Source organism: Actinophytocola sp. (assembly GCF_045807065.1).
In the GTDB taxonomy this organism is placed as follows: Bacteria; Actinomycetota; Actinomycetes; order Mycobacteriales; family Pseudonocardiaceae; genus Actinophytocola.
Genome location: NZ_JBJMIE010000258.1, coordinates 1 through 12,218 on the forward strand (window position 1 = coordinate 1; position 12,218 = coordinate 12,218).

At 72.5% G+C, this 12,218-nt stretch carries 9 protein-coding genes; 7 read left to right on the plus strand and 2 right to left on the minus strand.

Going from position 1 to position 12,218, the window contains the following annotated elements; translation table 11 throughout:
* From ACJ73U_RS15195 to ACJ73U_RS15225, 7 genes are all read left to right on the plus strand, one after another.
* The coding region (locus ACJ73U_RS15195; protein ID WP_407778262.1) for a Pls/PosA family non-ribosomal peptide synthetase at positions 1 to 2,474 on the plus strand (2,474 nt) is incomplete at its 5' end.
* Positions 2,465 to 3,706 (plus strand): M1 family metallopeptidase, encoded by a 1,242-nt coding sequence (locus tag ACJ73U_RS15200; protein ID WP_407778263.1) that lies wholly within the window; start codon positions 2,465 to 2,467, stop codon positions 3,704 to 3,706. The genes ACJ73U_RS15195 and ACJ73U_RS15200, both read left to right, overlap by 10 nt.
* A gap of 69 nt (positions 3,707 to 3,775) precedes the next feature.
* Positions 3,776 to 4,390: a hypothetical protein gene (locus tag ACJ73U_RS15205; protein WP_407778264.1), complete on the plus strand. Its 615-nt coding sequence runs from the start codon at positions 3,776 to 3,778 to the stop codon at positions 4,388 to 4,390.
* 94 nt (positions 4,391 to 4,484) lie between these two features.
* Positions 4,485 to 6,293 carry an ATP-binding protein gene (locus ACJ73U_RS15210; RefSeq protein WP_407778265.1) on the plus strand — a complete coding sequence of 603 codons (1,809 nt, stop codon included), beginning with the start codon at positions 4,485 to 4,487 and terminating at the stop codon, positions 6,291 to 6,293.
* Positions 6,294 to 6,304: 11 nt separating this feature from the next.
* Positions 6,305 to 7,462 carry an exonuclease SbcCD subunit D gene (locus ACJ73U_RS15215; RefSeq protein ID WP_407778266.1) on the plus strand — a complete coding sequence of 386 codons (1,158 nt, stop codon included), beginning with the start codon at positions 6,305 to 6,307 and terminating at the stop codon, positions 7,460 to 7,462.
* Positions 7,462 to 9,897 (plus strand): AAA family ATPase, encoded by a 2,436-nt coding sequence (locus ACJ73U_RS15220; protein ID WP_407778267.1) that lies wholly within the window; start codon positions 7,462 to 7,464, stop codon positions 9,895 to 9,897. Before ACJ73U_RS15215 ends, ACJ73U_RS15220 begins: the two co-directional genes overlap by 1 nt.
* Positions 9,898 to 10,143: 246 nt before the next feature.
* Positions 10,144 to 11,094, plus strand: a complete 951-nt coding sequence (locus ACJ73U_RS15225; protein ID WP_407778268.1) for a DNA double-strand break repair nuclease NurA — start codon at positions 10,144 to 10,146, stop codon at positions 11,092 to 11,094.
* On the opposite strand, the gene ACJ73U_RS15230 is transcribed toward ACJ73U_RS15225, so the two are convergent.
* Both ACJ73U_RS15230 and ACJ73U_RS15235 read right to left on the minus strand, forming a co-directional pair.
* Positions 11,071 to 11,682, minus strand: coding sequence for a hypothetical protein (locus ACJ73U_RS15230; protein ID WP_407778269.1), 612 nt, complete (start codon positions 11,680 to 11,682; stop codon positions 11,071 to 11,073). The genes ACJ73U_RS15225 and ACJ73U_RS15230 overlap by 24 nt on opposite strands.
* Positions 11,683 to 11,693: 11 nt before the next feature.
* On the minus strand, positions 11,694 to 12,218 hold a 525-nt coding region (locus ACJ73U_RS15235; protein WP_407778270.1), incomplete at its 5' end, for a TetR-like C-terminal domain-containing protein.

Genomic DNA, 12,218 nt, shown 5'->3' on the forward strand with positions numbered 1-12,218 from the left:
TCGTCGTCGGCCCCGACTTCGACGAGCCGGCCGCCGTCCACCGGCTCCGGGAGGCGCTGCCGGCCGCGCTCGTGCCCCGGCTCGCGGTCGTCGGCACCCTGCCGACCCGCACGTCCGGCAAGGTCGACCGGAACGCGCTGCCCTGGCCGCTGGACCTCGGGCCCGTCGACACGGAGGAACTGCACGGCACCCAGGCCTGGCTCGGCGAGCGCTGGGCCGAGGTGCTGGGCGCGCCGCCCGCCGGGCCGTCGGCGGACTTCTTCGCGTGCGGCGGCGGCAGCCTCGCCGCGGCACGGCTCGTCTCCGTGGTCCGGGCCGACTACCCGACCCTCTCGGTCACCGACGTCTACCACTCACCGACGGTCGAGGCCCTCGCCGCGCGGCTCGATGAGCTGCTGGGCGGCACGCGCACGCGGGCCAGGGCCGTCGCACCCGTGCCGCGCACCGCCGCGGTGGTCCAGACCCTCGCGATGATCCCGCTGCTGACGCTGGTCGGCCTGCGCTGGACCGTCGTGCTCGCCGCCATCGGCAACGTGACCGGCTACCCGTGGACCGTCTCCTGGTGGCTCGTCGGCCTCGGTTGGCTGCTGTTGTTCAGCCCACCCGGCCGGCTGGCGATCGCCGCCGGCGGGGCCCGCCTGCTGCTGCGTGGGGTCAGGCCCGGCACCTACCCCCGAGGCGGAGGCGTCCACCTGCGGCTGTGGGCCGCCGAGCAGCTGGCCGAGCGGTCCGGCGCGACCGCCCTCGCCGGCTCCTGGCTCACGCACTACGCACGTGCGCTCGGCGCCACGATCGCGCAGGACGCCGACCTGCACTCCCTCCCGCCCGTCACCGGCATGCTCAAGATCGGCAAGGGCGCGGCGATCGAGCCCGAGGTCGACCTGACCGGTCACTGGGTGGACGGCGACGTCGTCCACATCGGCAAGATCCGCATCGGCGCGGGCGCGGTCGTCGGGGCGCGCAGCACGCTGTTCCCCGGCACCCGCATCGGCAAGCGGGCCGAGATCGCGGCCGGCTCCGGCGTCACCGGCTCGGTCCCGACGGGACAGCGCTGGTCCGGTGTGCCCGCGGTGAAGGACGGCAAGTCGGCCCGTCACTGGCCCAAGGCCCGCCCGGCCCGTCCCCGCACCTGGCTCGCCGTCTACGACACGACCTCGATGGCGCTGTCGCTGCTGCCGGCCGCGTCCGCGCTGCCGGCGCTGTGGCTGGCGACCGCGTTCCCCCGGACGCCGGGTGGCCTGCTCGCGGCCGTGCCCGCCGCGACCGTGGCCTGGCTGGCGGCCTACGCGCTGATCACGCTCGTCTCGGTCCGGCTGCTCGGCATCGGCCTACGCGAGGGGCACCACCCCGTCCGCGGCCGGGTCGCGTGGCAGGCCTGGACGACGCTGCGCCTCATGGACGCCGCGCGGAGCGTGCTGTTCCCGCTGTACGCGGGGCTCGCCACGCCGGTCTGGCTGCGTGCGCTCGGCATGAAGGTCGGCCGCAACGCCGAGGTGTCCACCGTCGTAGCCCTGCCGAGCATGACCACCGTCGGCGACGGCGCGTTCCTCGCCGACGACACCATGGTCGCCACCTACGAGCTGGGTGGCGGCTGGCTGCACATCGCCAGCGTCCGGGTCGGCAAGAGAGCCTTCGTCGGCAACTCGGGCATGGCGGCGCCCGGTCGGTCCGTGCCCAAGCGCGGGCTGGTCGGCGTGCTGTCCGCGGCGCCGAAGCGGGCCAAGGCCGGCAGTTCCTACCTGGGCATGCCACCGATGAAGCTGCCGCGCGTCGCCGAGGACAGCGACGCGAAGCGCACCTACTCCCCGTCGCGGCGGCTGCTCGTGGCCCGCGCCCTGGTGGAGCTGTGCCGGGTCGTGCCCGTCATGTGCTCGGTCGCGCTCGCCGTCCTGGTCCTCGGGGGGATCGCGGTCCTGGGCTTCCCGCTCGGACTGCTGCTCGCCGGCGTCCTCCTCGCCGCCGCCGGGGTCGTGGCCTGCCTGGTCGCCGCGGCCGCCAAGTGGGTGCTGGTCGGCCGGTTCCGCGCCCGCAACCACCCGCTGTGGTCCTCCGCGGTGTGGCTGGGCGAGTTGGCGGACACGTTCGTCGAGGTCCTGGCGGTGCCGTGGCTCATCGGCTCGGCCGGCGGCACGCCGGTGATGTCGTGGTGGCTGCGCATGCTCGGCGCGCGGGTCGGGCGTGGTGTGTGGTGCGAGTCGTACTGGCTGCCCGAGGCGGACCTGGTCCACCTGGGTGACGGCGCGACCGTGAACCGGGGCTGCGTCGTGCAGACCCACCTGTTCCATGATCGGATCCTGCGCATGGACCAGGTGACGTTGGCCGAGGGCGCGACGCTCGGGCCGCACGGGATCGTCCTGCCCGGCACGACCGTCGGCGCGCACGCCTGCGTGGGGCCGGCGTCGCTGGTCATGGCCGGCGAGCAGGTGCCGGCCGGCACGCGGTGGCTCGGCAACCCCGTATCGGCATGGCGTTGAGAGATTTCCGGGTCTCGCACTACGACCTGGAGCTGCGGACCAAGCCGTCCACCGGGCGGCTGGCCGCGCGTGCCCGGCTGACCGTCGTCGCGTCCGCCGTGGACGCCCCGCTCGAGCTGGACCTGCGGTCGCTGCGGGTCGAGCGGGTGCTCGTCGACGGTCACCCGGCACGCTGGACGCATCGCGGCGGGAAGCTGCGGATCCGCGGCCGGTTCCCCGTGGACACGCCGTTCCCGGTCGAGATCCGCTACGCCGGCCGGCCGGAGCCGGTGCACACCCGGTACTGGGGCGACGTCGGCTGGGACGAGCTGACCGACGGCGTGATCGTCGCCAGCCAACCCGTCGGAGCGCCGTCCTGGTTCCCGTGCGTCGACGAGGTCGGCGCGAAGGCGTCGTTCCAGGTCGCGGTGACCGCGCCGACCGCGTACACCGTGGTGGCGGGCGGTGTGCTCGCGTCCCGCGTGTCGAGCGGCTCGACCACCACCTGGACCTACGTCGCCGACGAGCCCATGGCCCCCTACCTCGCGACCGTCCAGATCGGGCGCTACGAGCGGGTGTTGTTGTCCAGCGGGCAGGTCCTGGCCGCGCCGTCGGGCCGGTTGGCCGCCGCGCAGCGGGACTTCGCCCGGCAGCCCCGCATCATGCGCCTGTTCACCGAGCTGTTCGGACCGTACCCGTTCGCGGAGTACGCGGTCGTGGTGACCGACGACGAGCTGGAGGTGCCGGTCGAGGCGCAGGGCCTGTCGATCTTCGGCGCCAACCACGTCGACGGGCTGCGCGGGTTCGAGCGGCTGGTCGCGCACGAGCTGGCCCACCAGTGGTTCGGCAACAGCGTGGGGCTCGCGGACTGGCGCCACATCTGGCTGAACGAGGGCTTCGCCGCCTACGCGGAGTGGTTGTGGTCGGAACGGTCGGGCGGCTCGTCCGGCCGGGTCCTGGCCGAACAGACGCGTGCCGTGCTGGCTGGTCTGCCCCAGAACCTGCGGATCGGGGACCCGCCGGCGCGGGACATGTTCGACGACCGCCTCTACCGGCGGGGCGCGTTGACGCTGCACACCCTGCGTACCCAACTGGGTGACCGGCCGTTCTTCGCGCTGCTGCGGGAGTGGACGGACAACTACCGGCACGCCACCGCGACCACCGAGGACTTCATCGCGCTGGCCGAGCGGCACGCGGACCGGTCGCTGCGGGGCTTCTTCGACGCCTGGCTGTTCCAGCCGGCTTTGCCGTGAGTGCACCGTCGCGTTCCGCGCGTGCACGACCGGTCGCGGTCCGTGAGCCGCCGCCGTAGACACGGAGGCATGCTGAAAGTGTTGTTGGCGGCCGCGATCGCACTGGTCCCCGCCGCCGTTCCCGCCAACGCGGACGCGTCCACGCAGGACACCCGGCCACCCGGGTGTTCGAGCCACTTCAAGGACCCGAACCCCCGCCAGCGGACGATCATCCGCGACACGAACATGCACGAGATGTCCAACCCGCCGGTGTGCTCGCCGCACGGGCCGTACATCGGGGCGCTGCGGGCCGGGTCCACGTTCATCGTCTACTACGCCGACCCCGCCGAGCCGCTGTGGTGCTACGGCTACTCGTGGCAGCTCGCGCGGACCGGCTACATCCTGTGCGAGGCCTACGACGCCCCCTCTGCCGCTCCCACCGCCGAACCGGTGGCCGGCGCCACGCTGCGTGAACCCTGCAACGGCACGTACACGCACTGCGAGACCAACCAGTGCGAGGCCGCGCACTTCTACCGCAACTACGACCCGGGCACCGACCACTTCAGCTGGGAGTGGGGCGACCCGCTCGTGAAGGGCGAGCAGGGCGACATCCGCGACGAGCCCTACCGGCGGTACGGCCCGCGGGGCGTGCGTGCCATGCACGGCGGCCAGTGGGGCTTCTACAGCACGACCTGTTTTCCCTGATACACCCCGTCACGCAACACCCACGTTCGGGGGTCCCCGGTTTCGTCGGCGCGCGGACATAGACTGCTGGCCTTCCCACCAGAAGGAGCAGTGCGTGCCAGAGCCGAACGGATCCCCGAACGGCGTGACGGAACTGGCGGCGGGGCCACACGGTCAGGTCGGCCCCGTCGGCCTCGTGGTCGGCACCGTCGCCGCGAGCCCGCTCGAGTTCTCCGTCGGCGTCGCCGCCGACCAGTACCTGCAGCTCGACGACGTGGTCGTGACCCGCCGCAAGCTGCCGGACGGGTCCGAGGTGCAGATCGCCGGGGTGGTCACCAACATCGAGGCGGGGCACGAGGGCGCCCGGTACGCCTCCGACGTGTTCCTGATCAAGGAAGGCGCGCTGCCGGCCGAGGTGTCCGAGGTCGCCGAGATCACCGTCACCCGGGTCGAGCCCGAGGTGTACGTGCCGCCGCGGCCCGGCGCCGAGGTGTCCCGGGCGATGGGCGCGGAACGCGACTCCGCGCTGTACTTCGACACGATGGCCGACGCGAAGGTGCCGGTCGGCCTCGGGCGCGACGGGCAGCCCGTGTTCCTCAACTTCGAGTTCGTCGACGGCACGCGCGGTGGCCACGTGTCGATCTCCGGCGTGTCGGGCATCGCGACCAAGACGTCGTTCGCCACGTTCCTGCTGCACTCGATCTTCAACTGCGGTGTCCTGGCCGGCGAGGCGCACAACACCAAGGCGTTGATCTTCTCGGTCAAGGGCGAGGACCTGCTGTTCCTCGACTACGACAACTCGCGGCTGCGCGACGAGTTCCGCGCGAAGTACGCCCGGCTGGGGCTGCCGGCGAACTCGTTCCGGAACGTGCAGGTGTTCGCGCCGCCCCGGCCCGGCGACCCGAACGGCACGCCGGACGTGCGGGCCCGGGACCGTGCGGTCAGCCCGTTCTACTGGACGCTCGCGGAGTTCTGCGAGCAGGAGCTGATGCCGTTCGTGTTCGCCGACGGCGAGGACGAGCGCGCGCAGTACACGATGCTGATCGGCCAGGTCGCCGCGCGGCTGCGGCGCGACTACCAGAAGGTCGGCGCGGACGGCGCGATCTCGATCTCCGGGGTGGACGCGATCAACGGCGGCCCGATCCGGACGTTCGACCAGCTCGTCGCGTTGATCGAGAACGAGCTGCTCGACGACGAGCTGCGGCGCGACTGGGTGGCCGGGTCCACGTCCATCGGCAGCGTCAACGCGTTCCTGCGACGGCTGCGGTCGGCGGTCAAGCCGCTCGAGCGGCTGATCCGGGCCGATCTCAAGGACCGCGGCGACCGGTCGCTGACGACGTCGAAGGCGCAGGTCACGGTCATCGACCTGCACAACCTGCCCGATCGCGCGCAGCGGTTCGTGGTGGGTGTGTCGCTGCGGCAGGAGTTCCGGCGCAAGGAGGAGCAGGGGACCGCGCGGCCGCTGATGTTCATCGTGCTGGACGAGCTGAACAAGTACGCCCCGCGGGACGGCGACAGCCCGATCAAGCAGATCCTGCTGGACGTGGCCGAGCGCGGCCGGTCGCTGGGCGTGATCCTCATCGGGGCGCAGCAGACCGCGTCCGAGGTCGAGCGCCGGATCGTGGCCAACTGTTCCATCCGCGTGGCTGGCCGGCTCGACCCGGCGGAGGCGTCCCGGCCGGAGTACGGGTACCTGCCGCCCGCGCAGCGGCAGCGGGCCACGATCGCGAAGCCGGGCACGATGTTCGTGTCGCAGCCGGACATCCCGGTGCCGCTGGCCATCGAGTTCCCGTTCCCCGCGTGGGCGACGCGGTCCTCGGAGAAGGGCACCTGGAACGGCGTCGACGACGGCCCCGCGCCGCCGGCCCACCCGTTCGCCGGCATCCCGGGCGCGGACGAAGACGACGACCCCCCTCCCTTCTAGAGAAGGCCCGCATGAAGATCCTGCACACGGCCGACTGGCACGTAGGCAAGGTGCTGAAGAACCAGCCCCGCATCGAGGAACAGAAGGTCGTGCTCCGCGACCTCGTGCGGATCGCCAACGAGGAGGACGTCGACCTCGTCATCGTCGCCGGCGACCTCTTCGAGACCGCCGCGCCCGGCCCCCAGGCCCAGGGCCTGGTGATGCGCACCCTCATGAACCTCCGGGCCGAGGGCCGCCACGTCGTCGTGCTGGCGGGCAACCACGACAACCAGAACCTGGTGAACGACGTCTACCGCCCTGTGCTCGGGGCGCTCGGGATGCACGTCATCGGCACCCCGAAGGCCCCGAACAACGGCGGCACGACCACCCTCACCACGCGTTCGGGGGAGCAGGCGGTCGTGGCGGCGCTGCCGTTCCTCTCCCACCGGATCGCCGTCCGCGCCGCCGAGGCCCTCCTCCACGCGCCGTCGCAGCACAACCAGGACTACGCCAACCGCGTGCGGGCGATCATCGGCATGCTCTGCGAGGGCTTCACCGGCGACACGGTCAACCTCGTCACGACCCACGCGACCCTGCTCGGCGGCCGGTGGGGCGGCGGTGAACGATCGGTGCAGTCCCTGCTCGGCTACGAGGTGCCACCCGACACGTTCCCGGTCTCGACGCACTACGCCGCGCTCGGCCACCTGCACCGCTACCAGCAGATCGACGGTCCATGCCCCATCGCGTACTCCGGTTCGCCCATCGCGCTGGACTTCGGCGAGGAGGACAACCAGTCGATGGCGGTGATCGTGCAGGCCACGCCCGACAGCCGCGCCACGATCCGGCCGGTGCCGCTGACCGGCGGGCGGAAGCTCACCACGCTGAGGGGCACCCTCGACGAGGTGGTGGCCGCCGGTGAGGAGGCGGGCGACGCGTTCCTGCGGGTGATCCTCAAGCAGAAGGCCAGTGCGGGGCTCGCCGACATGGTGCGGGAGAAGCTGCCCAACACCCTCGACGTGAAGATCGACGAGAACTTCCAGGCCAAGGCCCAGACCGGCGCGCTGAAGTCCCGGATCGGCCGCACGCCGACCGACCTGTTCGCGGACTTCCTGTCGGAGAAGGAGATCGACGACCCCCGCCTCGGCGCCATGTTCGCCGAGCTGCTCGACGAGTCCACCGGGAGCCGCTGATGCGACCGCTGCGCCTGATGTTCGAGGGGTTCGGCAGCTACCGCGACCGGACCGACGTCGAACTCCACGACGTCGACTTCTTCGTGCTCACCGGGCCGACCGGCGCCGGCAAGTCGACGGTGATCGACGCGTTGTGCTTCGCCCTCTACGGCACGGTTCCCCGGTGGGGCAAGGGGAACGTCATCCGCAACGCGCTGGCGCCGTCGGTCAACGAGGGCAGGGTGTGCCTGGTGTTCGAGGCTGCCGGCGGCCGGTACGCGGCCGTGCGGCTGCTGCGCCGGAGCGCGCAGGGCGCCGTGCAGACCAAGGAGGCCCGGCTCGACCGGCTCGACGCCTCGGTGCCGCCGGACGCCGACCTCACCAAGATCCTCGAGGCGGTCGTGGAGTCGCGGGCCGAGGGCGACAAGGTCACCGCCGCCGTGTCCGAGCTGCTCGGCATCGGCTACGAGCAGTTCACCCAGTGCGTGGTGCTGCCGCAGGGCCGCTTCGCCGAGTTCCTGCAGGCCAAACCCGGTGACCGGCAGGACCTGCTGATCCAGCTGCTGGCGTACGCGGTCTACGAGGACGTCGGTCAGCGGGCCCGCGAGCGCGCCAAGCTCGCCGCGAACAAGCTGACCATGACCGAGAAGCAGCTGAACGAGCTGGGCACCGTCACCGGCGAGGTGGTCGCGGCGGCGTCGCAGCGGGTCGCGGACCTGGACGCGCTCGGTCCGCGGGTGGCCGCGGCCGTCGAGACGATGGCCGAGGTCCGGGAGCGGTGGAAGGAGGCCAACCTCGCCACGAAGACCGCCCGGGAGCACCTGGCCGACCTCGGCGGGTTGCGCCGGCCGGGCGACGTGGTCGACCTCGCCACCCGCTTGGCGGACGCCGACGAGCAGGTCACCCGGCGGGTGGCGGAGCGCGGCGCCGCGGAGGAGGCCGAGGCCGCGGCGGAAGCCGAGTGCGCCGACCTCCCGGAGCAGACGGACCTCGCCCGCTGGCGCGACGCCCACACCCGCCTGACCACGCTCACCTCCCGCCTGGAGCGGCTGCGCTCCGACGCCGCCGACGCGGACGCCGCCGAGCAGGCCGCGGCCGCGGAGTTCACCAGGGCCGAGGACGCGCTGGCCGCCGCCGAGTCCGCGCAGACCGCGGCGGACCGGGCCCACCGCGCCGTCGCGCTGGCGGCCGACCTGGTCGAGGGCGAGCCGTGCCCCGTGTGCCGCCAGCAGGTCCACGACCTGCCACACCACGCGGTGCCGGCCGATCTCGACGCGGCCCGCGCTGCGGTGAAGGCCGCGAAGTCGCAGGTCACGTCGTTGCGCAAGGCGCACGCCGACGCCTCCCGGGCCGCCGCCGCGGCCAAGACCGAGGTCGAGGGCGCCGAGCGGCAGTCCGCCGAGCTGACCGCCGAACTGCGGACCGCGCCGCCGCTCGCCGAGGTGGAGTCCGCACTCGCGAAGCGCGAAGCGGCGGACGCCGGCGTCGAACGGGCCAGAACCCGCGCCCGCGCCGCACGCCGCGCCGCGGAGGAGGCGCAACGGCAGCGCACCGCCCTCGGCGACGAGGAACAGCGGGCCTGGGCGGCACTGCGGGCCAGCCGCGACCGGTTCGTGGGGCTGGGCGCGCCGTCGGTGGACGGTGCCGACCTGGCCGCGGCCTGGCAGAGCCTGCTCACCTGGGCCACCACGCAGCGGGACGAGCTGACCGGCCGGGTCACCGACCTGGAGCAGGCCGAACGGGACCTCCTCGCCCAGGGCACCGCGGCCCGCGCCGAGCTGTCGGCCCTGCTCGGCGAGCACGGCATCGCGCTGCCCGACCGGGAGAGCCCCGAGGCGGTGCTGGCCACCGCCCTCGTCAACGCCCGCCGCGACCTCGCGGAACTGGTGTCGCGCCGCTCACGGTCGGCGACGCTCGCCGAGGAGGTGGCGCAGTGCCGCGAGGAGGAGCAGGTGGCCCGCATGCTGGGCAACCTCCTGAAGTCGAACGGCTTCGAGGCGTGGCTGTGCGCCGAGGCCCTGGAGTCCCTGGTGACCGAGGCGTCGGAGATCCTGATGCAGCTGTCCGGCGGCCAGTACGAACTGCACCGCGACGCCAAGAACGACCTGGTGGTCCTGGACCACAACGACGCCGGCACGACAAGGCCGGTGAACACCCTGTCCGGCGGCGAGACGTTCCAGGCGTCACTGGCGTTGGCGCTGGCGCTGTCCCACCAGGTGGTGGGCCTGTCGGGCGGCAAACGCGACCTGAACTCGATGTTCCTGGACGAGGGCTTCGGCACCCTGGACGAGTCCACCCTGGACACGGTGGCCGCCACCCTGGAACGCCTGGCAACGGAAACCGAGCGCATGGTCGGCATAGTCACCCACGTCCCCGCTCTGGCCGAACGCGTCCCGGTCCAGTTCGCGGTGACCCGCGACGGCGCATCGTCCCACCTGCGCCGAGTCGAGGTGTGATGGGCGTGCGCCACTCGCCCGACCACCCGAAACCATGATCAACGCCAACGCAGATGGTGGGCACCCCCCACCCCATCCCGGGGGCGGCCCCGTTGCCAGTCTACCGGGTGGCACTGACAAAATCCCTGGTCAGCGTCGGCTGTGGATAACTGTCACCCGGTTGGTTCGAGTGAAAGGGACACTCATGCGCCTCGTGCCCCGGCGCGTCGCCTCCGTCGGGCTGCGTTCGCATGTGATGGTGCGTGCATGACCGGACTGCTGGCACCCACCTCCTACACCGTCGATCCCTGGGACCCCGGTTACGGCGTTGCGCGGGGGGACGAGTTGGACGGTCGCGAGTCGTCGGCTCGGTTGGATCTCGACGTTGAGCTGCCGGCGTCGTCCTGGCGGGCTCTGTCGCCCGGTGGGGGTGCCCTGCCCGGGTCCGTGTTGTTCCTCGATGGTGTTCGGCGCATCGACGCGCGGGTGTGGGTGCACGGTGAGGGTCCCGAGCCGCTGCCCGGTGTCATCGCCTCGCTGGCCGCGGGGCTGGTTCGCTGCGACGGGGCCGCGCAGATCATTGACGTGGCCGTCGACCGTGGACTGTATGCGGAGACCGGCGGTGACATCGAGACCCGGCACGCGCGCTACCGGTTCCACCGCACTCCCGGCGGCCTCGACAAGTTGACCCTCGGAGTGCAGGGGCGGCTGGCGGCGCTCGAGGTGGAGCTGGCCAACGCCTGGCGGCAGAACTCCAATGTGGAGGATGACCTGCTGGTGGTCGACGGTCCGCTGCGTGGCCGCACGCATCTGGCCCGCACGGTCGGTTACGTGAAGACGCACCAGAAGTCGTACCTCCAGGCGCAGCAGGCCGAGGTGGTGGCGACCCTGGGGCCGGGGCAGCGGAGCCCGGTGTTCAAGATGGGCACCTCGTGGGAGCGACTGTCGTGGTATTTGAAGCTCCCATCGGGCGCGTCGCGGGCGCCGTGGTCGGCGATCGTGCGGTTGGAGTGCTCGGCCGACCTGCCCGCCGCGGACGCCGTCGCGCTGGCGGACGTGACCGCTCGGGTGCTGCCGCGGTTGGCGAGTGCCCCGCACAAGGACCCTCGCGCGCCGCAGAACCTCGTGCCCATCGGCGGGCTGGAACGGCAGTTGCGGCACCGCCTCGGCGATGCCGCGTTGCTCTACCGCGCGCTACGCGGCGCCCTGGCCGCTTAGCTGTGGGGTCCTGACTCGCGCGGCCGGCTTCAGCGAGAACGCCAACCACATGAGCCCGACCAGCATCAGCACCCCGTGCGCGATGCGGACCGGCGCCGGCGTGAAGAACTGCGGGAGGAATAGGACGAACCCGGCGGCGAACACCGCTGCCGCGTACCTGCTCGGGGAGCCCGACCGCCACAGCGCGACGGCGACGAGCACGGCCCCGACCGCGAGCGTGACGAGCCCGATGCCGAAGATGGTGACCGCGATCGGGTTGTAGCGGGTGGCCTCGGTGACCGCGAGCAGGTTGGTGCCCTTGGTCGCGGCGGCGTGGAGCCCGAAGTCCTCGGCGCCGTAGTACGGAAGGGTCAGGCCGGTGCCGACCCACATGACGGCGGCGGGCGCCAGCCCGACCGCGTCCCGTAAGCCGAGCAGGGCGAGCGGCACCAACACGAAGCCGATCATCGCGAGGAAGTGCGCGACGACCCACGCGGTGGAGCTCATCGCCTCGTGCGCGCCGGCGGTCGTGGTCTCGTCGGTCCACGGCCGGAGCACCGGGTAGAGCAGGAAGAACACGCCGGCGATGGCCAAAGCGTTGCGGGACATCAGGTTCTCCTTCAGGCGCGGGGCAGGCCACCGAGGACGGCGGCGATCAGGCGGTCGTAGGTCTGGTCGAGGTCCTCGGGCAGCCCGAACCCGCCTCCGGCCTCGAGGGAGGTGAAGCCGTGCGCGACGGCACGCAGGCACCGAGCAGCGTGGACGGTGTCGGAGGGCGAGAGGTCGTAGGCACGAAGCGCACCGAGGACGACGTCGAGGAGCTTGTCGCCGGCCGCCGCCAACGCCGGGTCGTGCAGGGGGTCGAGCGGCGCGGCGGCGTAGCGGGCGGGATGGGCCTTCACATAGGCGCGGTAGGCGTGCATGAGCGCGGTGACGGCGTCGTCACCGCTGCGGCCCAGGACCGCGCCGGTGAAGCGTTCGGTCATGTCGTCGAGCACGCGCCGGCCGAGGAGTGTGCGCAGTTCCCCGAGCCCGGCGACGTGCTTGTACAGCGAGGGCGTGGCCTGAGGTTCCCCCCGAAGAGTGGACACCGAGTTAGCAGGGCGTTGCCCTGCTGGAAGGATGTCCGTTATGTCTGCCCGGAA

What these genes read in the sequence shown, in the direction of transcription:
- ACJ73U_RS15200 (WP_407778263.1), top strand. Translation starts at nt 2,465, where the DNA reads ATGGCGTTGAGAGATTTCCGGGTCTCGCACTACGACCTGGAGCTGCGG.
- ACJ73U_RS15205 (WP_407778264.1), top strand. Translation starts at nt 3,776, where the DNA reads ATGCTGAAAGTGTTGTTGGCGGCCGCGATCGCACTGGTCCCCGCCGCC.
- ACJ73U_RS15215 (WP_407778266.1), top strand. Translation starts at nt 6,305, where the DNA reads ATGAAGATCCTGCACACGGCCGACTGGCACGTAGGCAAGGTGCTGAAG.
- ACJ73U_RS15220 (WP_407778267.1), top strand. Translation starts at nt 7,462, where the DNA reads ATGCGACCGCTGCGCCTGATGTTCGAGGGGTTCGGCAGCTACCGCGAC.
- ACJ73U_RS15225 (WP_407778268.1), top strand. Translation starts at nt 10,144, where the DNA reads ATGACCGGACTGCTGGCACCCACCTCCTACACCGTCGATCCCTGGGAC.
- ACJ73U_RS15230 (WP_407778269.1), bottom strand. Translation starts at nt 11,682, where the DNA reads ATGTCCCGCAACGCTTTGGCCATCGCCGGCGTGTTCTTCCTGCTCTAC.